Origin of the sequence: Bradyrhizobium sp. F1.13.3 (genome assembly GCF_040548265.1) — a bacterium.
Lineage (GTDB): Bacteria > Pseudomonadota > Alphaproteobacteria > Rhizobiales > Xanthobacteraceae > Bradyrhizobium.
This window is the reverse complement of record NZ_JBEPRI010000008.1, coordinates 53,494-75,931: the sequence shown is the minus strand read 5'-3', so window position 1 is coordinate 75,931 and position 22,438 is coordinate 53,494. Positions and strand designations below refer to the sequence as shown.

13 protein-coding genes are annotated in these 22,438 nt (G+C 59.2%); 9 read left to right on the top strand and 4 right to left on the bottom strand.

The features are described from left to right. The first annotated feature begins 39 nt into the window (after positions 1–39). The 3 genes from ABIB66_RS22165 to ABIB66_RS22155 are packed head-to-tail and all read left to right on the top strand — an operon-like array spanning position 40 to position 3,121. Positions 40–1,410 carry a class I SAM-dependent methyltransferase gene (locus ABIB66_RS22165; RefSeq protein ID WP_354255618.1) on the top strand — a complete coding sequence of 457 codons (1,371 nt, stop codon included), beginning with the start codon at positions 40–42 and terminating at the stop codon, positions 1,408–1,410. After that, positions 1,407–2,138, top strand: coding sequence for a class I SAM-dependent methyltransferase (locus tag ABIB66_RS22160; RefSeq protein ID WP_354255615.1), 732 nt, complete (start codon positions 1,407–1,409; stop codon positions 2,136–2,138). Before ABIB66_RS22165 ends, ABIB66_RS22160 begins: the two co-directional genes overlap by 4 nt. Next, complete coding sequence (locus tag ABIB66_RS22155) at positions 2,135–3,121, top strand: glycosyltransferase family 2 protein (RefSeq protein ID WP_275173804.1); 987 nt, start codon at positions 2,135–2,137, stop codon at positions 3,119–3,121. The genes ABIB66_RS22160 and ABIB66_RS22155 overlap by 4 nt, the downstream gene beginning before the upstream one ends. A gap of 119 nt (positions 3,122–3,240) precedes the next feature. Here ABIB66_RS22155 and ABIB66_RS22150 read toward each other — a convergent pair whose 3' ends face one another. The 3 genes from ABIB66_RS22150 to ABIB66_RS22140 all read right to left on the bottom strand — a co-directional run bounded on the left by ABIB66_RS22150 (position 3,241) and on the right by ABIB66_RS22140 (position 7,237). Beyond that, positions 3,241–4,617 (bottom strand): O-antigen ligase family protein, encoded by a 1,377-nt coding sequence (locus ABIB66_RS22150; protein WP_275173805.1) that lies wholly within the window; start codon positions 4,615–4,617, stop codon positions 3,241–3,243. Further along, positions 4,595–5,713, bottom strand: coding sequence for a glycosyltransferase (locus tag ABIB66_RS22145; protein ID WP_354255610.1), 1,119 nt, complete (start codon positions 5,711–5,713; stop codon positions 4,595–4,597). Before ABIB66_RS22145 ends, ABIB66_RS22150 begins: the two co-directional genes overlap by 23 nt. Before the next feature lie 492 nt (positions 5,714–6,205). After that, positions 6,206–7,237, bottom strand: coding sequence for a glycosyltransferase (locus tag ABIB66_RS22140; protein ID WP_354255607.1), 1,032 nt, complete (start codon positions 7,235–7,237; stop codon positions 6,206–6,208). Between the two features lie 206 nt (positions 7,238–7,443). Here ABIB66_RS22140 and ABIB66_RS22135 point away from each other — a divergent pair, with 206 nt between their 5' ends. From ABIB66_RS22135 to ABIB66_RS22110, 6 genes are all read left to right on the top strand, one after another. After that, positions 7,444–8,115, top strand: coding sequence for a methyltransferase domain-containing protein (locus ABIB66_RS22135; protein WP_275173838.1), 672 nt, complete (start codon positions 7,444–7,446; stop codon positions 8,113–8,115). A 106-nt stretch (positions 8,116–8,221) separates the two neighbouring features. Continuing rightward, positions 8,222–9,340: a hypothetical protein gene (locus ABIB66_RS22130; RefSeq protein ID WP_275173811.1), complete on the top strand. Its 1,119-nt coding sequence runs from the start codon at positions 8,222–8,224 to the stop codon at positions 9,338–9,340. A gap of 638 nt (positions 9,341–9,978) precedes the next feature. Beyond that, positions 9,979–12,750, top strand: coding sequence for an Ig-like domain-containing protein (locus ABIB66_RS22125; RefSeq protein ID WP_354255604.1), 2,772 nt, complete (start codon positions 9,979–9,981; stop codon positions 12,748–12,750). A gap of 324 nt (positions 12,751–13,074) precedes the next feature. Further along, positions 13,075–14,778 carry a type I secretion system permease/ATPase gene (locus tag ABIB66_RS22120; protein WP_275173814.1) on the top strand — a complete coding sequence of 568 codons (1,704 nt, stop codon included), beginning with the start codon at positions 13,075–13,077 and terminating at the stop codon, positions 14,776–14,778. Further along, complete coding sequence (locus tag ABIB66_RS22115) at positions 14,775–16,088, top strand: HlyD family type I secretion periplasmic adaptor subunit (RefSeq protein WP_354255826.1); 1,314 nt, start codon at positions 14,775–14,777, stop codon at positions 16,086–16,088. Before ABIB66_RS22120 ends, ABIB66_RS22115 begins: the two co-directional genes overlap by 4 nt. An 859-nt stretch (positions 16,089–16,947) precedes the next feature. Next, positions 16,948–17,562, top strand: coding sequence for a transglutaminase-like cysteine peptidase (locus tag ABIB66_RS22110; RefSeq protein ID WP_275173817.1), 615 nt, complete (start codon positions 16,948–16,950; stop codon positions 17,560–17,562). Between the two features lie 149 nt (positions 17,563–17,711). Here ABIB66_RS22110 and ABIB66_RS22105 read toward each other — a convergent pair whose 3' ends face one another. Further along, positions 17,712–22,349 carry a DUF4082 domain-containing protein gene (locus ABIB66_RS22105; protein ID WP_354255599.1) on the bottom strand — a complete coding sequence of 1,546 codons (4,638 nt, stop codon included), beginning with the start codon at positions 22,347–22,349 and terminating at the stop codon, positions 17,712–17,714. Between the last annotated feature and the right edge of the window lie 89 nt (positions 22,350–22,438).

Here is a 22,438-nt window from a genome sequence, read left to right as displayed (position 1 = left end):
GACCGGTACTTGGATCGGGTGATCAATGAATACCGATCCATGAAGTTCGATGTCGACCTGGTAGTTCTCTCAAATATCGAAAAGGCCGTTGCGCCCGCTGTCGAGTGTCTTGTCGGACTTCCAACCAAAGACCCTTGGTCTCTCCCGTTTCTGCATAAGAAGCTGTTCCTAGAGCGGCTCAATTTGTACGATCTGTTCATCTACTCGGAAGACGACATTCTAATTACCGAAGAGAATATCCGCGCGTTTCTGGACGTTGAGTCTGACCTGAACGAAGACGAGATCGCCGGATTCTTGCGAGTTGAATATGGTCCGAACGGAGAGCGCAACTTTCCCGAGGTGCATGGTCATTTCCGCTGGGATTGTGAATCGGTCAGAGTTAGGGGGGGCTATACGCTCGCCCATTTCACGAACGAACACTCAGCCTGCTACGTACTAACCCGGCAACAGCTGGCGAAAGCGATTGCTTCGGGCGGCTTCCTGGTAGAACCGCACGAGGGAGAGTACGATCTTCTTTGCAGCGCTGCCACTGACCCGTATACCCAATGCGGGTTCAGAAAATTTATTGCCATCTCGCACATAGAGCAATTCTGGGTGCATCATTTGCCGAACAAGTATATCGGCCATTTTGGTGTCGACCAACACGAACTAGGCTCTCAAATATCGGCGTTGTTGCAGATCGCCTCTCAGGAGGAAAGACGTTGTTCGCTGCTGAATACCGAGACCAGCTTGTGGCACAAGATGTACTCGAAGGATTACTATGAACCGATCAGAAACGAAGTCTTGAGCTTGATCCCCAGGAGCGCCGAACGCATCCTGTCGGTCGGGTCAGCTTCCGGCGCTAATGAACTTTGGCTGCTCGAGACCGGAAAAAGGGTGGTAGCGGTACCGCTTGATGACGTCATAAGCAGCGAATCGGCCGCACGTGGGCTTCAGGTGGTGTCAGGAGATTTTGATACCGCTCGGGCAAAGATTGGCCCAATGAGATTTGACTGCATCTTGTTTCTCAACATTTTGCAGTTCGTTCATCATCCTAAGCATTTGCTGAGATTGTTTGCCGATGCTCTCTCGCCAGGAGGGGCAGTCCTCATTACGGCACCGAACTGGCCGTATGTCCGTTATCGGTGGCGGCGGAAGGGCGGCAGCGGGCCGCCCCATGGGCGGCTTAGCTTCGAAACGACGAGAATTCACAATACGTCGACCTCGGTAATTCAACGTTGGTGTGCCGAGTCGGGGCTCTCGATGGAGAGGACATCGAAAGTCGCTTCAGCCCGAGCCTACGGATCCAGGCAAAATCGTTTGTCCTCTCTTTTTGCCGCGGATGTGGTCGCTCTGGCAAAGAGAGTGGATGATCCGAATGAACGCAGAGGTTCGAAGAGAAACGGTGGAAACGCGGGCGAGCTGCTATGACAAATCGAAGAGACGGTAGCGCTTGTGACTCGGAACGTACCGAATACTACAGGCATTCACGCGAGGAAATTAGATCGCTCTTGCCAGATGGAGCATCGAGGATCTTGGAGGTCGGGCCGGGCGGCGGTTACACGCTGCGTTGGCTGAGATCGATCTATCCGAACGTCACGACCGTGGGGGTCGAGGTCAACCGCGAGCTGAAGGAAGAGTTGGAGGAAAACGCGGATATCGCCGTTATCGGCAATATCGATGACTGTTCATCCGACCTGGGCCAGTTCGACCTCGTCTTACTCCTTGATGTACTAGAGCACCTGCCGGATCCCGGGAGGACACTTCGATCGATCAGCGGGCTTCTAACGGAGGGCGGCCGCATCATCGTTTCGGTGCCGAACGTCGCACATTTGAGTGTAGCGCTGCCGTTGCTCTTCCGACGGAAATTTACATATCGGAATTCCGGGATTCTTGACCGTACGCATTTGAGGTTCTTTGTCGAAGGAACGGCCGTCGAACTTCTGAACGATGCTGATCTGATTGTCACAGATGGTTTGGTTGCGGGCATCGAAGGACCAAAATCGAAGCTGATTGACTGTCTCTCACTCGGGGTCCTTCGTCACCACCTGGTCAAGCAATATATCATGGCCGGGCAACGACGCGGCGATACCTCGGCACAACCCAAGATCGGTTGGAGGATGGCAGACAGCGTGTGCGCAACGGAGGGATGCCGGTGAGCTCCATAGATGTCATCATCCCCTGCTATCGGTATGGGCATTTTCTGAGAGATTGCGTCCAAACTGTTCTGACGCAATCCGGGGTGACGGTGCGCGTGTTGATTATCGACGACGCATCACCAGACAACACGGCTGAAGTTGCGCAAGAGTTGGCTCGCGAAGACTCACGGGTCAACGTTCTCAAACACGCATCTAATCGGGGGCACATCGCAACGTTCAACGAAGGGATTGCCTGGGCGGCGGCCGACTACATGGTGCTGCTTTCTGCGGATGATTGTCTGTTGCCTGGTGCCCTCGCGAGATCAGCCCGCCTGATGGATGATCACCCTTCTGTCGGTCTCGCTTTTGGTCGAGCGATCGTACAACAGGATGATCGAAGGGAAGACGTCGCTGCTCCCCCAGGCTTGGGGCCGGGAACACGGATATTATCTGGAATTGAGTTCGTCCGTCTCAGCCGTGCCAAGAACATCGTGCTCGCGCCTACCGTAATGGTTCGGACGAGCCTACAGAAAAAGGTGGGCGGATATTCGGCGCAACTGACGCACAGCGGGGACATGGAGATGTGGCTGCGATTTGCCGCGCACGCCGAGGTTGGATTTATTGACCAGAACCAGGCTGTTTATCGACGGCATACAGCCAATATGTCCACGACATACTCGCCGGAGCAGGATCTCGCTCAAAGGAAGGCGGCAATTGAAGGATTTCTGAGCAGTTGCGCTCCAGTGCTCGCAAACGTTGATGATCTTCGGACCTGGTTCGTCCACGAACTGGCGCTTGACGCAGTAAAGAGTGCGAGCCGTGCCTTCAACGTAGGAGCAATGGGACTTTCCGACCGGCTTTGTGACGCTGCATTGAAAATCGACCCAAAGGTCGAAGGAACGCCGTCTTGGCTGGCTCTGGCTTGCAAACGGCGTTTAGGCCGTCGTGCGTGGCGGCTTCTGCAGCCGGCGGCCGATCGGTTACGGCAGATGATCGTGCGGTAGTAAAGCCTGCTTGGCCCTTGTGCCGGCGGACGCGCTGCGAGCGCAGTTCTCTCCCATTTGACGGAAGCTTGCGGGCATGGCCTGTCACGAGGAGCCATCGCGCCCCAATTCAGGCGCGCTTATGGTCGCGCGTGAACTAGGGAAATGTCAGCGGTCATCAACGGCATCGCTTCGTCCGCGAGCATCCGGTATTCGGTCATAGATGCCTCGCGAAGGGACGCGCGAATCCCCAGACAAAGACCCCAGAATATCCAAAGAAAGTGCCAGTAATGAACGGTCAGGCCGGTGAGCATCGTCAGTACGAGCGCCGTTGTAAATCCCCAATGTAGGGGATCGCTAGCGACCTTGCTGGCGTTTCGCCTGGCCGGCAGGATAGTTGCGATGTTGGTGAGGGCCACTAGCACAATCATGGGAATGCCGAAGCGTAACGCCAGTTGCAGCCACACGCAATCGACGGTGTAGTCCAATATTTCGTTGTGCAATGGGTTAAAGGCAAATCCGGTCCATGGTTCTTGGTCAATTTTCATTAGAGCCAGATCCCAGATCATCAACCGGAAGTAACCTGACACTGGATCGAGTGTCAGATGGGAGATGATCCAGCCGATCGGATGATTGGCGACGAAGAAGATCGCCAGTATGCCCGCTCCAACGGCAAACCAGAACACGCTCCAGCGCCATGAATAATTCCTCATGAAGCATTCGTATGTGAAGGCCACTATGCCAATGATGAACGACAGCAAAGGTGCAGAGGACATTGATAGTATGCATCCAAGAAGGCACACGCCCACCCACAATGTTCGCTTTGCACGGTTCTGTTCGTAAGACATCAGCAATGCGCCGGACAGAGTGCAAAACGTGCCGAACAGGATGGGGTGGTCAAAAGTGGATGCAGTCCTCAGCAGGTCCGCGCGAAAATCAGGCTGTAGCAGGGGGGCACTCTGGAAAATGCCGGCCAGAGTTGTGTGCACCATCAGTCTTCCGGTGATGCTGTCTGCGAGTGCCAGGAGCACGACGACGATCACGAATTTCTTCAGCACTTGAATGAATGTCGAAACGGCGGATCCGAAAAACAGCCCTCGGGCCACAAAGTATCCTCCGACGTACTCCAGGCACACCGCCACCGCGGATGACACGCTGCCGTCCCCTCCGACATGAGCCGCAGCCCCGACCATCCAGATGCCGGTTAAGGCCGCCAGATAGTCACTTGCTATGAAATGGCGATCAGCCTTTGTAAGTCGGAAAAGGGCCGGTATGAGCAGTATCAAGACGGCGATCCTGCCGACCGTGAGTTTGGCGCCAGACGCATCCACGGCAACCAGACCTCCAGGAAGCAGGATTGCTAGGAGGGCAATGTAACAAGCGATGGCGCCTGCAGTTCGGGGCTTCGGCCGCAGTTGTTCGCGATTGACGAGTGCCGAATGGGATAGCGTTGACTTCATTGCTCTCGCGTCCACGGTTCTGGATAAGCTGCCATCAGGATGCAACGGCTTGTTCAAGAACTTGCGCGTATCGCTCGATACACGCCTCTGTGTTGAAGCGGACCTTCGCCTCACTTGCGAGAGTCGCGCGAGAGGCCGTCCAATGCTCTCGATTTTCGATGATCGAAGTCATCGCTGAGACAAGGGCGGCTCTGTTGCGCTGAGGCCGAAATCTCTCACGCGCAACTCTATCCCATGTGACGGTCTCGGGATCTTCCAGGGGGTTGGGCACGAGGTGGCCATGCCTTCCTTCCAGGCCAATTTGCTCGCGGGCCCCCCCGACATCGCTCATCACAACGGGGAGGCCTGTGCAAAGAGCCTCCATTGGGGCGAGGGGCCATCCCTCAAAGAAGGAGTTGAGAACGAAGCAATCGGCCGCTGAGAGCAATGGGGACGGGTTGGACAGATTGTCGCGAAGATGGATTCGATGGCGCTCGGGGATATTCCTTTGAAGGAGCTGGAGCTGCTTCATGTAGACGGGATCATCCGCGCGACCGGCCAGGACAAGATGCGCATGCGGGAACAATTTTGCGACCTCTGCAAAGGCGACCAGCAAGCCGTAGGCGTTCTTCTGCATGACGTGACGGGCCAGCGACACGAATAGAAACTCATCTTGAAGACCCAGCCACTTCCTTGCCGCGGCTCGGTCAGTCATCTGCCGGTGGGTAGAATTGAAACCGTTGGGTATCGTGTAAATCGCATCGGCGTTGAACGCCGGGTTGCCACGCAAGTATTGCCGTCGTACCAGGTCGCTTACGGCAATCAGAAAACGAATATTGCGACTTCTCGTTCCCTCTGCTCGCCAGTTGGTCCCTATCGGGGTCGGAGCGGCGTGCAGCGTCTCGACCACCGATATTCCCAGCTCGTGGGCCGCCTGGAGCAGCCAGTCTGGAGGCGCATGAGCGCTGATAACGTCAGGCCGTTGTCTCCTGAGCCACCCGGGGCTTTCAGATGGGGATTTATGGATGACCTCAATCCCCTCTTCTTGTAGCGCGCGCATGAGGCGCCCTCCGGTCGCAGCCGGCTCTGTTATCATGACCGTGGATCTGATACCCCTGTCGGGCAGCCGCCGAGCAAGAAATGCCACGAACTCATCAATACCGCCGGCGTCCAAGACGCTCGTCGAAATCAAGCAAGATAGGCGTCGGTCAGGTCGGCTTGGCCGATCAACACTTGGGGGGGGGCGCGTGGCGGCCTGGTTCAAGTCAGCTGCGTGACGGGCGTTGTTCGAAATCATTCCCTCGCGGACGATCAGCGGCGAATTCCAACCTTCGACAGGTGCAGGACCCCCCTGAAGACGCGAGAGCATGCTGAGTCCTACTTGCCTCAGGACGCGAGGAATGGGCCAGGAGCGGCGCTGTGCCCAGAGAGCGGTCGTGACCACGGGGGAAAAGCGGGATGCCGAAAATTGCCTCACAATTGGCTCCTGGACCGGGAAAATCCTGCCCGCTATTTAAAATAGCGTTCGCCGATTTATAGCAAGTATTAAATATTTAATAAATCGACTTTTGGCCGTGCTGCTGGCTGATGAATAAACATGAACAACAGACCTATCGTGACAAAGCTCGCCGGCTGATGCAGAAGCACCTTCAGGGCAAGCGCCCCGTCAATCGAAGGAGATTTCAGGCCGACCTGTTCTGCCGTTTATTCCATGCCACAAGCCGGCGATCGTTAGCCTGGCAGCCGCTGGAGCACCAAGCAGAAGGTATCTCAGTGCGTACAACATCCAAATCGCGGAGTGGAAGACCCACCGCCACCCGGCCCGACGCCGAGAATAGAGGATACCGTTCCGGGCGGACAGGTAAACCGACAAATGGGACTGGTCTCTTGGATCGACAGCCGATCCTATGGTCGTGCCTCCCACGTGACGTATCAGCGCCCCCTCAGCGACCCCGATCCGGTGGCTGGCCCGCCGCCGGCCCCAGTCAAGGTCCTCCATATAGAGGAAGTAGTCGTCCATCATTAACCCTACATCAGCGATGAAGTCCCTCGTCACAAGCATACAAGCGCCGCTAATCGCATCGATCCCGCCAACAATTTCCGGTGTAAGGCGACGCCCCGCAGGCGAGTTTCGGCCGACAGCTATCACTCGCCCCGTCAGAGCGGACCATCGAAGCCCATAATTGGCGACCTTGTTCGGGGAATCGTCGAATACCAGAACCCCACCAACCATTCCGTATCCTTCGGCGGCTTTGGCCACCAACTGTGATAGGCACGTCTCAACGACCTCGGTGTCCGGATTGAGAACGAGCACAGCGTGCCATTCGGGCTGACCGAGCAATTTCTCGAGCCATGCGTTAACTCCGCCGGCGTAGCCGAGATTGTCAATTGCGAGCGCCACCCTGACCAAATTGGAGCGAGATCGAAATCGACATTTCGCCACGCTGGCCAGTCGTCCTCCCGGTCGGTCCAGTTGATGCGAGCAATCTTCGATTTGCTGCAATGTGCCGTGTTCGTGTGCAATGACCTCCATCAAAGACGCATAAGCTTCCGGTCCGCCATTCTCACAGATGAAAACATCAAAATTCTCGAAGTCGGACCGGGCAAGTGACTTCAAGCAGCGATCCACGTCGCCAGGGTTTCCGTATGATACGATGAGGACCGCTATCCTTGTGGCGTCCGGCCCGGTATTTGACATCGCTCCCTCGCTCGGATGATGACGGCCGTCGCAAACCTCGACTTGGCCCGTCATGGGTCGAATTGCGGCCCCTGCGCCGCCGGCCACGTTAAATAACTTAATAAATTATACCTTTTTGGCAATCAATATAATGTTGAATTGATTAAAGTGGCGATTTATAATCACTTGGAGATTTGCGCGTCATACGGAACTGGCGATTGATTGAAGTGTCACAGGCCATTGAACATAGCGGGTACGAGAAGGCTGCGTCGAGCAGCTTCCGTCTGGCGCGATTTTCGATCTTTCTCGAGCTGGTGAGCTCGATCCCGAGGACCGAGCGTCCGCTGCGTATCCTCGATATTGGCGGGGTCGAAGCCTATTGGTCGGACAAGGGGCACCTGATGGCCCGACCGACGGAGATAACGCTACTCAATCTGGATGGGGGCGGGCCGCCGAAGGCGGGCTTCACATTTTGCCAGGGCAACGCCTGCCATATGCCGGAATTCGCGAACGACAGCTTTGACGTGATCCATTCGAATTCAGTCATTGAGCACGTCGGTCAATGGCCGAGCATGATGGCCATGGCAAACGAGATCCGGCGCATCGCTCCCAATTATTTTGTGCAAACGCCGTACTACTGGTTTCCGATCGAGCCGCACGCGAGAACGCCCTTTCTGCATTGGCTTCCCGAGTCGCTGAAGTTCCGGCTTGTGATGGCTCGGAAGTGTGGTCCTTACTGGTCCAAAGCTGCGACCGTCGACGAGGCGATGAAGACGATACAAAGCTCGTCCCTGCTGGACAGGCGTATGTTCAGTGCATTGTTTCCCGACGCGTCGATCATCCCCGAGAAAATCCTTGGCGTAACCAAATCTCTGATGGCTGTACGAAAGCGCTCTTGACTTGTGAGGGAGCGCAAAAGAGCGGTCATCCTCATCCTGGAGAGGTACCCGATCGCTTGGCGCAAGAGAGCTTGAACAGCGCCGCGGGGTCTGATGGTCGTTTAGAATGAAATCCTTGCTCTGTTTGGTGGCGGCGCTGGTGATGGTCGCATCTTCCGATGAAGATGACGTCCGCATCGCGCAAGAGAGGAGCGGCAAGGGCGAGTGCACGGCCAACCGCTGCGATGTGAGTGAGCAAAGGGCTTCATCTGCAGCACCTCAGCATCCGGAATTGCTAAAACGCTATGCCGTACGGCCGGACTGGAGTGTCGCCGGCGTCGATTATGCGGTCGGGGCGGCATCGACATCGCTCAAGGATCCGGCGACGATCTCGATGGCGGGCGTTTCGATAGATACGTCGAGCCGCACGGTCGCGATCAGCGGAAACAACATCACGCTTGATGGGTATGATTTTTCGCTTCACGGCGGATATCAGGTGAGCGTCGCAGGCGCGAATGCGACGATCTCGAACAGCAATTTTGCGATTGGCACCAACCAGGGATCATATCTGGTCTACGGGACCTCGGGGGCGTCCAATCTGATCCTCGCGCATAATAGCTTTGATGGCAGCGCCATCGGTAACGCGACATCGTTCATCGGATTCGCGGGCTCGGGCCTGGTCACCATGGAGTACAACTGGTTCAGGAAGTTTCCGCAGCACGTCGTCGAATTCACGCAGGCAAACGGCAGTCCGAGCTTCTCGGTTATCTACAAATATAATCTGATCGAGCAGGGGGCGATTAAAGACGGCGCCCATCTGAATTTCCTGCAGTTCGGCGGCGGTGCCGCGAGCTCGGTGGATGTCGAGTTCAATACCACCTATCAGACCCCGCAGACGTCGGGAGGTGAGGGCTTCCAGTTCTACAGCAATACGCAGGGCGGAGTGATCCAGGATGCCGTCATGGCATACAACACGATGATCGCGGTTGGTGGATCCGCGGGGTCAGCGATGTCGTATATGGTTCATGCCAATTCCTATAACGACAACAGTTCTGCTCACAGTGGCAGCGTGCACGACAACTTCTTTGATCTGCAGGCGGCGTGGGGGGCATTCTACTCCGCTCCGAGCGGCTGGTCGTTCTCCAATAATATGGATATGCGCACCGGTCAGGTGATCAATTCGAACAATGCGAGATCAGCAGCTAAATTAAATAAGGCATCGCAACCGCGGCCAGCTTCTCGCTGATGGTTCGTTCGTGTCTCGAACATGACTGCCGGATCCGGTCCGCCTCAAAGTCGCGGCATGGGGCGCACTGCGTCCCGCGAGACGAACTCAACGGGCGCTTTTCCGGCTCTTGTTGGGCGCCCTCGATCCCGGTCGAGCCGGTGCAATGGATCGGCGCCCAATGGTACGCCTCCCTCCTGATGTAGGTTCTCTTCTATTGGCTGCGACATTGTGCGCCAGACGCGAACTGGTCCGGCTGCCATCATTTCGCTTGGCATAACTAAATTCAGATTCTTTCGCGCGCAGCTTTCGTCAATTTCCGACCCGCTGTGAATTCGTAAAACTAACTTCTTGTCCTTGAACGCGAATGATCGAGATGCTCGATGTGGATAGATAATCAAATAAATACCTACTCCAGTATGTTTATATTTTCCGGTGGATAAGTATGAAAGCGGAGTCACTACTTTAGACCGCTGAATTACCTTTGCTGAGTCGTGTTGTTGTCCAAAAAAAGCCTTTGGTGGTGAGCCATACGGATGCCGCCTAGCATCCAGGCTTGGCTCTACGTGACCTGAAATCGCTGCGTGACTTCAAATGGGGTTATTTGATCGCGCAGTGCGTGGCAGGTCAGATTAAACTCGAAGAGGGGACTCTCCTTAATGGCAACTTCGCAACTTCCGAACCTGCTTGACGGCTATTCAACCCGGCCGAGCTGGAATGTGGCCGGCGTCGATTATGCGGTCGGGGCGACATCGACATCGCTCAAGGATCCGGCGACGATCTCGATGGCGGGCGTTTCGATAGATACGTCGAGCCGCACGATCACGATCAGCGGAAACAATATCACGCTTGATGGGTATGATTTCTCGCTTCACGGCGGATATCAGGTGACCGTCGCAGGATCGAATGCGACGATCTCGAACAGCAATTTTGCGATTGGCGCCAACCAGGGATCATATCTGGTCTACGGGACCTCGGGGGCGTCCAATCTGACCCTCGCGCATAATACCTTTGACGGCAGCGCCATCGGTAACGCCACATCGTTCATCGGCTTCGCCGGTTCGGGCCAGGTCAAGATGGAGTACAACTGGTTCAAGGAGTTTCCGCAGCACGTCGTCGAATTCACGCAGGCAAACGGCAGCCCGAGCTTCTCGGTCGTCTACAAATATAATCTGGTCGAGCAGGGGGCGATCCAAGACGGCGCCCATCTGAACTTCCTGCAGTTCGGCGGCGGCACCGCGAGCTCGGTGGATGTCGAGTTCAATACCACCTATCAGACCCCGCAGGCGTCGGGAGGCGAAGGCTTCCAGTTCTACAGCAATACGCAGGGCGGAGTGATCCAGAATGCCACCATGGCATACAACACGATGATCGCGGCCGGCGGAGACGCCGGGTCAGCGATGTCGTATATGGTTCATGCCAATTCCTACAACGACGACAGTTCTGCCCACAGTGGCAGCGTGCATGACAACTTCTTTGATCTGCAGGCGGCGTGGGGGGCATTCTACTCCGCTCCGAGCGGCTGGTCGTTCTCCAACAATATGGATATGCGCACCGGTCAGGTGGTCAATTCGAATAATACCGAATCGGTGCCGAAATCTGCACCAGTGGTGGTGCCGGCAGGAGCCGATGGCTCGTCGGGCAGCACGTCGTCTGGTTCCGGTTCGACCGGTTCTACTCTGCCGGCCGCTCCCGTCATCGCGTCGTTCTCGACCGACAGCGGCGCCGCCGGCGACAAGATCACCAACGACAATACCGTCGAGCTCAAGGGGTCGGCTGCCGCCGGCAGCACGGTCAAGGTCTACGATGGTACGACCCAGATCGGTTCGGCCACTGCGGACTCGAGCGGCGCCTGGGACTACATCACAAAGGTTCTGACTGACGCCAAGCATACGCTCACCGCAACGGCGACCAACTCGTCGGGTCAGACCAGCGCGGCGTCGTCTGCGTTGGCAATCACCGTCGACACTAAAGCGCCGACTGCGCCGACCATGGCCAGCCATACGGTGAACAGTGCCAATCAGGTGGTGTTGTCGGGCTCGGCGGAAGCGAGCAGTGTCGTCAAGGTATTCGACGGCACGACCCAGATCGGGACCGTCACGGCCGACAGCAATGGCGCTTGGGGCTACACCAGCGCTGCCCTAGCAGCCGGTTCGCACAGCCTCACCGCCAAGGCAACGGACGCGGCAGGCAACACCGGCGCGGCGTCCACCGCGTTCGCGGCGAGCATCAGCAGTTCGGCACCGACCTCGCCGACGTCACCGTCGTCGCCGACCGCGCCCACGTCGCCGACTGCCGGTACGGTCGTCGAGTCGGCTGGCTCGACAACTCTCGTTGAGAGCAGCGGCAAATTTTACCTCAACGGCAGCACCGGATCGGGCCCCACGCTGAAGGATAACGGTGTGGCGTTTGTGAGCGGGTCAGATGGCACCTGGACTCCAATTGGTGCGGAGAAGACGGCGACGGGCTATGAGGTTGCCTGGAAGGAGACCAGCACCGGTCAGTACACGGCGTGGAACACCGACAACAACGGCAACTACGTTTCGCATGTCGACACCCTGACCGGGTCAACGTGGGGCGGCTCCGTGTCGGGTACGGACTCCGGCCTGAAATCGTTGGAGACCACCTTCCATCAGGATCTGAACGGTGACGGTCAGATCGGTACTTCCACTGCCACCGCACCGACGTCGCCAGCGCCGACCACTGGCACGGTCGTCGAGTCGGCTGGTGTGACAAGTCTCGTTGAGAGTGGCGGCAAATTCTACCTCAACGGCAGCAGCGGAACGGGCCCTTCGCTTAAGGATGGCGGTGCCGATTTCGTGAGCGGGTCAGATGGCACCTGGACTCCCATTGGTGCGGAGAAGACGGCGACGGGCTATCAGGTTGCCTGGAAGGAGGCGAGCACCGGTGAATACACGGCGTGGAACACCGACAACAACGGCAACTACGTCTCCCATGTCAGCACCCTGACCGGCTCCACGTCCGGCGGCTCGGTGTCGGGTACGGACTCTGGGCTTAAGTCGCTTGAGACAAGCTTCCATCAGGATCTCAACGGTGATGGGCAGGTCGGTACTTCGAGCCTGGCTACGTCGTCCACGAGCACCACGCAGACCATTGCTACTTCGAGCTCAACAACCAGCAACACACAGACGAGCACTTCAGGCAATGACGTGTTCGTTGGGACCAGCAAGGCTGACACTTTCTCGTTTGCCGCGAATTTCGGCAACGATGTTGTCAAGGGCTTCGTTGCCAGCGGACCTGCTCACGACGCGATCGAGTTCAGTAAGAGCGTGTTCGACAGTTTTGCCAGTGTTCTCTCCCACGCGACCCAATCAGGTGGCGACGTCGTCATCGCGACGGGGGACGACACGCTCACGCTGAAGAACATGAAGGTCGGTTCGTTGACCAGCCAGGACTTCCACTTCGCGTAAGGTATGGGCATCCACACCGAGTAGTACTCAACAACTGCCTTGGGGATCTCTTGGGGGATCTTCCGACAAAGGCATGGTTCAAGGGCGGCTACCATGATTGACTTTGGACGGCGGGGGGGATTCCCCCCGCCCGCGAATCTTTATCGAATTCCACTTCTACATATATCAGGGCTATGGGCGGTCGGACGGCGGTGGGCGGAAGACGCCGAACTGCGGACGCCGCAACTGATCGGCTGGGCAAAGCGCTCGGTCGAAGCCCTGCGGCGACGGATATTCGCTGGTCGACCCCGGCCGGCGGAGGACTATGACGAGTCGCAGTCAGAGATGTCGGCTTTCCTGCGGTCTTGCCGCCGGATTTTCTGGGCTCTCGCGGCCTTCAGCGGGATGAGCAATCTCCTCATGCTCACCGGGTCGTTTTTCATGCTGCAAGTCTATGATCGGGTGCTCCCCGGGCGCAGCATACCGACGCTGATCGCCTTGATGGTTCTGGCGACGGTGCTTTACCTGTTTCAGGGTGGGCTGGACCTCGTCAGGAACAGGATCAGCGCCCGGGTCGGCCGGTATTTCGATGAAAGGCTCGGTGTTCGGATATTCGACGCGCTTGTTCGCCTGCCTCTCAAGACCAGGGCCGATGGCGATGGCTTGCAGCCGGTGCGGGACCTTGATCAGGTCCGCAGCTTCCTGTCGAGCGGAGGGCCGACGGCGCTCTTTGATCTGCCTTGGATGCCGATCTATCTCGGCGTCTGCTTCCTCTTTCACTTCTGGATTGGCGTCACTGCGCTGGCCGGCGCGCTGGTGCTGGTCGGCATTACGCTGCTCACGGAAACACGCACCCGAGGGCCGGCAAAGGCGTCCTCGCGCCTGGCCGTTTCGCGAACTGCCCTTGCGCTCGAGGGGCGGCGCAATGCCGAGGTTCTGCAGGCCATGGGCATGCGGCAACAAGCGGCTTTCCGTTGGCGGGATGTCAACGCGAAGTACCTCGCGGCCCATGAGCGGGCCAGCGATGTCGCAAACGGACTCGGTGGCGCATCCAAGATCTTCCGGGCGATCTTGCAATCGCTGGTTCTCGCCGTTGGTGCCGTCCTCGTCATCAACCAGGAATCGAGCGCCGGCATCATCATCGCCGGATCGATTCTCACCGCGCGTGCACTGGCGCCCGTCGAAATGGCCATTGCGAACTGGAAAGGATTTGTCGCCGCGCGGCAATCGGGGCAACGGCTCGATCACTTGCTGAAGCTTCTGCCTAACGAGGAGGAGCGCTTGGCATTGCCGGCGCCTGTTGAAACCCTCACCGCGGAGCACCTCTATATTGGCGCCCCGAACTCCGACAGGCCGACCCTCAGCGAAGTGTCGTTCCAGCTGCGGAGCGGGCAAGCGGTTGGAATCATCGGTCCGAGCGGGTCCGGCAAATCGACGCTGGCACGCGCGCTGGTGGGAGTGTGGCCGTGCATTAGAGGCAGGATCCGGCTCGACAACGCTTCGCTCGATCACTGGTCTTCAGACGCGCTCGGCAAGCACATCGGCTATCTGCCTCAGGACGTCGAATTGTTCGACGGCAGCATCGCAATGAACATTGCGCGGTTCGACCCGGAGGCAACGGCCGCTGCTGTTCTGGAAGCCTCACATGCCGCGGGCGCGCACGACCTCATTCTCTCCCTTCCGGACGGCTACAGCACGAAGATTGGCGAGGGAGGGCTGGCGCTGTCGGCGGGACAGCGGCAGCGTATCGGGCTCGCGCGCGCCTTTTACGGCAAGCCCTTCCTGGTCGTGCTTGACGAGCCGTCTTCCAATCTCGATGCCGAGGGCGAGGAGGCCTTGACCGAGGCGATCCTGAACGTGCGCCGCCGGGGAGGGATTGTCGCCGTTGTCGCGCATCGTCCGAAGGCGCTGGAAGGTGTGGACCATGTCTTGTGCCTCGGGGAAGGCAGGGTTCAGTCTTTCGGCAAGAGGGAGGAGGTTCTCAAGAGAGTGTTGCGCAATCCAGTACCGCTCAAGGTCGTCGCGGAAACTCAAGGAGGCGGTCGATGAACGACCAGGTGACACCGGCGCTGCAATCAATCCAGCGTTACATGATCGTCGGTATGATCATGTTCGGTTTTGTAACCTTTGGGGTCGGCGGTTGGGCGACAACGACCCAATTGTCGGGCGCGGTGATCGCCCAAGGCGTGGTCGTGGTGGATTCGAGCGTCAAGAAGGTTCAGCACTCCACTGGTGGGATCGTGGGAGAGTTGCGCGTGCGGGAGGGCGCGCGGGTTAATGCAGGGGATATTTTGATCCGCCTCGACGAGACGCAGACGCTCGCGAATGCCACCATCGTCACGAACAGCCTCGATGAGCTGTTCGCGCGGCAGGCTCGTCTGGAGGCCGAGCGCGATGGCGCCGAGCAGGCTGTCTTTCCCAAGGTGCTGCTCGACCGGGCCAAGGAGAGCAACTCGGAGGCGAGCCGTGCGATTACTGCGGAGCGAAAGCTGTTCGAGCTGCGTCGTCAGGCGCGGAGCGGCCAAAAAGCGCAGTTGCAGGAGAAAAGCGCGCAGCTGGAAAACGAGATCAAAGGCCTCACGGGGCAGACCGAGGCCAAGCAGAAGGAAGTCGAATTTATCCGGCAGGAGCTGGAGGGCGTGCGCAGTCTCTGGCAAAAAAATCTGGTGCCGATCACGCGGCTCAATTCCCTCGAGCGGGATTCCGCTCGCCTCGAAGGCGAGCGCAGCCAGCTGGCAGGAATGATTGCGCAGTCGAAGGGCAAGATTGCCGAAATCGGACTCCAGATCATTCAGATCGACCAGGACCTGCGGACGGAAGTGGGCAAGGATCTGATCGAAACGCGATCGAAGCTCTCCGAGCTGAGCGAGCGCAAGACCGCGGCGGTCGATCAATTGAATCGGATCGATATCAGGGCACCGCAAACCGGTCGCGTCCACGAGCTGAGCGTCCACACGGTCGGAGGTGTGATCTCTCCCGGCGAGCAGATCATGCTGATCGTGCCCGATGCGGACTCGCTTGCGGTCGAGGTCAAGATCGCACCGCGCGATATCGACCAGGTCTATATGGGGCAGACCGCGACAATGCGCTTCGCGGCGTTCAACCAGAAGACCACGCCCGAAATCGACGGAGAGGTCAGCATGGTCTCGGCAGACATCACGCAGGACCAGCGCGCCGGCACCAGTTACTACACGGGTCGCGTTCTGCTGAAGCCGGAAGAGCTGGCGAAACTCGGGTCGGCCAAGCTGTTGCCCGGCATGCCGGTGGAGGTCTTCATCAAGACGGCCGGTCGGACCGCGTTGTCTTACCTGCTCAAACCGCTGCACGATCAGGCGGGGCGCGCATTCAAGGAGCGCTGAGTCTTCGCGGAAGATAGCAGCGTTCGACTGCGCGCATTCCAGGAGGGCGCCCTATCCGTGGGCGCCGGCGTTGCGGCCAGCCTCTGAAGGCACGGCTGGGCGGCCGGGCGCATCGGCAGCGGGCGGGCTCGGCCGACGAGTGCGCGTCACAAGCCGGATCGGAGTCTGCAGTCTGCTTTGCAGAGTCGACACCAGCGTTCTGAAGATGTCGGGTCGCCGCAAGAGATTTGGTGGGGCGAACGTGGTGAGATCGACCCACCTCCTGATCAACCGCGGTCGCGCTGCTTTCGACGGATCGACCGTGGCAGATGCCTGGGCGAGATTGCGGATCGCTCGAACGACCGTCGGTTCAGTACGTCCATTCGCTTGGCGTACAGGGTCATCGCCGCTACGAAGACAAGTATCGTAGCTTCAGCTCCCAGGATGACGAGTAGCTCACCTGGCATATGGAATCTGCCTTCCCGAGGAAGCACCGTTTGACGATTTGGCCTCGGTGAATAATTAAATCAACAGTTATGATTATATGGGCGGTTGAATTCTTGCCCTGGCTGGATCGGCGAACCACGTCTGTTCCGTGCCGCGCCGCGCTTGCCGCGCCTTTCCATCGAGAACGATTGTAGCCGCAAGGCTTCCCGTTCCATTCATCCTTGCATTTGTCCTTGCAGGCGCCGCCGGTGTCACTGCAGCCCGTTTGAGCGACTTTCAACGCGAATTTGATTATTAATTTATTCTTGCCGATTTAATTAAGTGGAATTATATTAAATAAATAATACGAAATAATTATTTTCGCGCGATCGGGACGCGCGCCGCGTCGGCGGTGGATCCGACCTCAGTTTGGCGTACGCAGGGGGATCGGCAGATGCAGCGAACCTCGGGCCCAGTCATCGCGGCAGCCGTAGCTGTCATGATCGGAGGCGTTCAGTGGGCGCATGCGGCATTGTTGACCGTGCCGACGGCGCCGCGAGCGGCTCTTGCGCACATCGAGTTGGGACGCCCGACGCTTCCGCCCCTCACGTACACGGTGTTTTGCCTGCGCTATGAGGCTGAATGTCGCCCGCGGCGCTCCTTCCGCGGTGGGCCGGCCCGGTTGACGAAGGAACGGTGGGCAGAGCTGAAAGCAATCAATCGCGCCGTGAACCGCGCCATTGCTCCGCAGCCCAATGAACTCGGCCTTGCCGGTGAGGAGTGGATCGTTAACCCCGATCGCGGTGATTGCAACGACTACGCAGTGAGCAAGCGTCATGAACTGCTGCAACGCGGCTGGCCCGCACGGGCCCTGCTATTGAGCGAAGTGGTCACCAGTTCTGGAGACCATCACCTTGTGCTGGTGGTGCGCGCCAGGACTGGCGACCTGGTCCTCGACAATCTGACGCCCGAGATCAAGCCGTGGTCGCGGGTGCCGTATGGCTGGGTCCGCATGCAGATGCCGAGCGACAGCCGACTGTGGGCGACGACTGGCCGACCGGGAGCATGAGCTCCTGCCACGCGGCCGGAATCCCCATCGACGTATAAGTATAGATAACTCTCAAGAGTGGCAGCTTCTCGACATCTCACCTCAGCCGGGGCCGCACCGACGTTCGCCCGCAGATCGCGGGCGATGGTCGAGAGCCGGCGCGCCCGCCGTTATGACGCCGCGATCCCCAGCGTGTTCCCGGCGGCGGCCGTGGGGTCCACCCAACGTCGGATGGTGCCATCATATATATCGGCACCGTAGAGCCAACCGTCGGGCCCCTTCTGCAGGTCCACAATGCCTGGTACGTTGTCCACCAACTGGACGCCTGCGACCTGCCGGCTCGCATTCAATGTCGCAGCGTAGATCGTTCCATTGTAGACGTCGTCGAAGAACATCGTGTTCTGATTGTAGAAATCCCCCGCAGTGATCACGTGGGCGTTGTCCGGAGCCCCGTGGCTCAGAGGCAAGATCGGGAACACGGCAGGCGGGTCCGACGTATTGTTACGGTTGCCATTATTGTAGAAGGTGATCGCCTGGGCGAGGTCCTGGTAGCTGGCGGTTTTGTTCGGACCTTCAAAATAGGGCCATCCGAAATTCGAGCCGGCGGGCCCCGTATCGATCTCTTCCCAGTTGTTCCAGCCCACATCTCCAACTACAGGCAAATTCGTGACGGGATCGAAGCTGAAGCGGTACGCGTTGCGGGCGCCGTAGTAAAACACTTTCGACTGATTGCTGTTTGGATCGCCGGCCTGATAATACGGATTGCCGGGCGCTCCCTCGCCTGTGATGGGATCGATCCGCAAGAGCTTGCCCGAGAGATTGTGGATGTCTTGGACCCGCACTGCGCGGGGATCGACGAAGTTGTACGATGTGCCATCCCCGACCGTGAGGTAGAGATAGCCGTCGGGGCCGAAATGAACGGCACCGATAGAATGCGAATCGCTGTCGGTCGCAATGTAATCACGGATGTTCTGGTTCTGGATTCCGGGCCGATCGGGATCGTTGTCCTGAGATCCAACCTCGATCTGACTCGCGGGAGCTGTGATTGTGGTGCCGTTGACAATCCCGGAAGGAACGATGCTGGGATCGCCGCCGCTGTTCGCGTCGGGACGGCTGGTATAGGCCCAGATGCTGTTCTTGCCGACCAACACCACTTCACTGGACGGATCGGCGATCATTGTGGTGGGGTCGACGGTGACCCTCACCAGCCGATCAGGTCGGTTGCCGCCCTGATCGGCGGCCGCGAGACCGCTCTGGCCCGCCGTCTCGGGCGGATCGTAGGTGTAGAGCAGGTAGACATAGTGGTTGCTTGCGAAATTCGGGTTCACCGCGATCCCCAGCAGCCCGCGATCACCGAAATCATTGACCTCGCTCGAAAGGTCGATGAGCGGAGTCGATCGCAATGTGCCGTTGTCCACCACGCGCACTACGCCGTCCTTCTGCGCGACCAGCATGTAGCGGCCGTCGGGAGTCCAGTCCATCGCCGATGGTTGGTTCAGCCCCGTCACCGCTGTCTCGCCCACCAGATTGCCGAGAGCGGGGTTGTCATTATCCAGGATCTTCACTGTCGTTGTTGCCTGAGTGCCGAGAGTGGCGCCCGTCGGGTTGCTCAAGGTGACGGTGAAGGTTTCGTCGTTCTCCGGCGTCGTATCGTTGATGATCGGCACCGAGATGGTTTGGCTCACCTGGCCAGCAGCAAAGGTCACCGTGCCGGACGTGGTCGTGTAATCGGATCCTGCGAGTGCGCTGCCGTTGCTCGTCGTGAAGCCGACCGTGGCTGCTTGATTGACGTTCCCGCTGCGCAGCAGCGTCATCGTCGCCATGGGGGTACTCTCCGCGACACTCACCACGACGTCCGCCATTGCGATCGAGGCGGGTGAGTCGTCGTCGACGATGGTTACGAGCACCGTGCGTGGGGCTCCGAGGGATCCGGAGCCGGGATTTTGAATCCCGACGGCGAACGTTTCGTTGCCCTCGGTAAGCTGATCGTTGACGATGGAGACGGTGAAGCTCTTGGTGCTCTCCCCCGGTGCGAACACGATCTGGCCGGTGTTCGCTCGACCATTGAAGGTGGGCTGGATGAAGTCCGATCCAGCCGTCGCAGTTCCGGCGGTGCCGATTTCGTTCGTCGTGTACTCAACGGTGTTTTGAGACTGGAGGTCGCCGGAGCGTACGACGGTGATGGTGGCCGTGCCGGCCGCTTCACTGACATAGATCGTAGAACTGTTAAGGAGTGCGATGACGTTGGATGGAGCGAAGACGACGTCGCGGAAATAGTTTGTATTCTGGTAGACGGCGGTCGGGAAGACGCCCGCGGTGTAGTCGAAGACGCCGGCGCCGGCCGGAGCGTTCAGGCCACCATTGTTGATGCCGAACGCGAAGTTTTGGGGGGTGGAGACGTAGTAGCTGTTGATATTGACCGAGACCACGTAGGTCGTACCGGCCGTGATGGTGAGCGGCGTGGCGAGCGCCTGCTGCTGCCAGCCGGAGGCGCCTTCGTTGGTGAAGATGACCGTCGCCAGCTCTTGGCCCGTTGCCGACCAGATGTGGCCGATATGGGTGCCGGTCTCGTTCGAGGCCTTGTAGTACCGGATCGCCTGGATCACGCCGGAAGCGTCGCTGGTGAAGCGCATCCCCAGCTCATAATCCGCCCCTATCCCGTCGGTGGCATTGGTGATGGATGGGGTCTGGGTGGTGAACAGGGTGGTGGTGGCACTCGCAGCGGCAACCGTCGCCGTGGCACTGCTGGTTGCGTTCTCGCCGGTGCCGAGTTGGTCGGTGTAGGTGGCATTGACCCGGATCCGCTTGCCGACCAGGCTGCTATCGAGGGTGAGGCTCGAGGTGGTGGCGGACAGATTCGTCCAGGTGGTGCCGTCGGGGCTGCTCTGCCAGCGATAGGTGATGCTGGCCGGGACGCCGTCGGGATCGGCGACGCTGGCCGTCAGCGTCTGGTTCTGGGTCGCCGTGCCGTTGATCGTGACGACGCCGACGTCGTTGACATTGGCCACTTTCGTGGCGGTCGCGGCGCTCACCGGGGTCTCGTTGCTGCCCAGGGAGTCCGTGTAGACGGCGCTGACACGTATGAAGCCGCCGACCTGGGCCTGCCCGAGGGTCAGCGTGCTCGCCGTCGCGCCCGTGATGTTGCTCCACGTGGTGCCGTCCGTGCTTCGCTGCCATTGATAGGTGATGCTGCCCGGCAGGCCATCGGCATCGCTCACCGTCGCGGTCAAGGTCTGGTTCTGCGTCGGCGTGCCGCTGATGCTCACCGTGCCCGGGTGATTGGTGGGTTGGGTCCCGCTCGCAGCGAACACGACGTCGCGGAAGTAGTTCGCATTCTGATAGATGGCGCTCGGGAAGACGCCTTTGGTGTAGTCGAAGACGCCGGCGCCGACCGGCGCGTTCAGGCCGCCATTACTGATGCCGGAGGCGAAGCCTTGCGTGGTGGAGACGTAGTAGCTGTTGATATTGACCGAGACCACGTAGGTCGTACCGGCCGTGATGGTGAGCGGCGTGGCGAGTGCCTGCTGCTGCCAGCCGGAGGCGCCTTCGTTGGTGAACGTGACGGTTGCCAGCTCCTGGCCCGTCGCCGACCAGATGTGGCCGATATGGGTGCCGGTCTCGTTCGAGGCCTTGTAGTACCGGATCGCCTGGATCGCGCCGGAGGCGTTGGCGGTGAAGCGCATCCCCAGCTCGTAGTCCGCCCCGATCCCGTCGGTGGCATTGGTGTTGGCCGGCGTCTGGGTGGTGAACAGGGTGGTGGCACTCGCAGCGGCAACCGTCGCCGTGGCACTGCTGGTTGCGTTCTCGCCGGTGCCGAGCTGGTCGGTGTAGGTGGCATTGACCCGGATCCGCTTGCCGACCAGGCTGCTATCGAGGGTGAGGCTCGAGGTGGTGGCGGACAGATTCGTCCAGGTGGTGCCGTCGGGGCTGCTCTGCCAGCGATAGGTGATGCTGGCCGGGACGCCGTCGGGATCGGCGACGCTGGCCGTCAGCGTCTGGTTCTGGGTCGCCGTGCCGTTGATCGTGACGACGCCGACGTCGTTGACATTGGCCACTTTCGTGGCGGTCGCGGCGCTCACCGGGGTCTCGCTGCTGCCCAGGGAGTCCGTGTAGACGGCGCTGACACGTATGAAGCCGCCGACCTGGGCCTGCCCGAGAGTCAGCGTGCTCGCCGTCGCGCCCGTGATGTTGCTCCACGTGGTGCCGTCCGTGCTTCGCTGCCATTGATAGGTGATGCTGCCCGGCAGGCCATCGGCATCGCTCACCGTCGCGGTCAAGGTCTGGTTCTGCGTCGGCGTGCCGTTGATGCTCACCGTGCCCGGGTGATTGGTGGGTTGGGTCCCGCTCGCAGCGAACACGACGTCGCGGAAGTAGTTCGCATTCTGATAGGTGGCGCTCGGGAAGACGCCTTTGGTGTAGTCGAAGACGCCGGCGCCGACCGGCGCGTTCAGGCCGCCATTACTGATGCCGGAGGCGAAGCCTTGCGTGGTGGAGACGTAGTAGCTGTTGATATTGACCGAGACCACGTAGGTCGTACCGGCCGTGATGGTGAGCGGCGTGGCGAGTGCCTGCTGCTGCCAGCCGGAGGCGCCTTCGTTGGTGAACGTGACGGTTGCCAGCTCCTGGCCCGTCGCCGACCAGATGTGGCCGATATGGGTGCCGGTCTCGTTCGAGGCCTTGTAGTACCGGATCGCCTGGATCACGCCGGACGCGTCGGCGGCGAAGCGCATCCCGAGCTCATAGTCCGCCCCCACCCCGTCGGTGGCGTTGGCGATGGACGGTGTCTGGGTGGTGAACAAACTTGCCATTTTGTTCTCCGCGCAAGTCGATTCCTGCACTCGGTGATTTAACTGAACGCGAAGTTAAGTGTTTTAAATATTATATTTATTATTCCGCT

Excerpts from the sequence above, each read along its gene's own strand:
- ABIB66_RS22165 (WP_354255618.1), top strand. The coding sequence starts at position 40 with ATGAAGTTCGATGTCGACCTGGTAGTTCTCTCAAATATCGAAAAGGCC.
- ABIB66_RS22160 (WP_354255615.1), top strand. The coding sequence starts at position 1,407 with ATGACAAATCGAAGAGACGGTAGCGCTTGTGACTCGGAACGTACCGAA.
- ABIB66_RS22140 (WP_354255607.1), bottom strand. The coding sequence starts at position 7,237 with ATGTCAAATACCGGGCCGGACGCCACAAGGATAGCGGTCCTCATCGTA.
- ABIB66_RS22130 (WP_275173811.1), top strand. The coding sequence starts at position 8,222 with ATGAAATCCTTGCTCTGTTTGGTGGCGGCGCTGGTGATGGTCGCATCT.
- ABIB66_RS22125 (WP_354255604.1), top strand. The coding sequence starts at position 9,979 with ATGGCAACTTCGCAACTTCCGAACCTGCTTGACGGCTATTCAACCCGG.
- ABIB66_RS22120 (WP_275173814.1), top strand. The coding sequence starts at position 13,075 with ATGTCGGCTTTCCTGCGGTCTTGCCGCCGGATTTTCTGGGCTCTCGCG.
- ABIB66_RS22115 (WP_354255826.1), top strand. The coding sequence starts at position 14,775 with ATGAACGACCAGGTGACACCGGCGCTGCAATCAATCCAGCGTTACATG.
- ABIB66_RS22110 (WP_275173817.1), top strand. The coding sequence starts at position 16,948 with ATGCAGCGAACCTCGGGCCCAGTCATCGCGGCAGCCGTAGCTGTCATG.
- ABIB66_RS22105 (WP_354255599.1), bottom strand. The coding sequence starts at position 22,349 with ATGGCAAGTTTGTTCACCACCCAGACACCGTCCATCGCCAACGCCACC.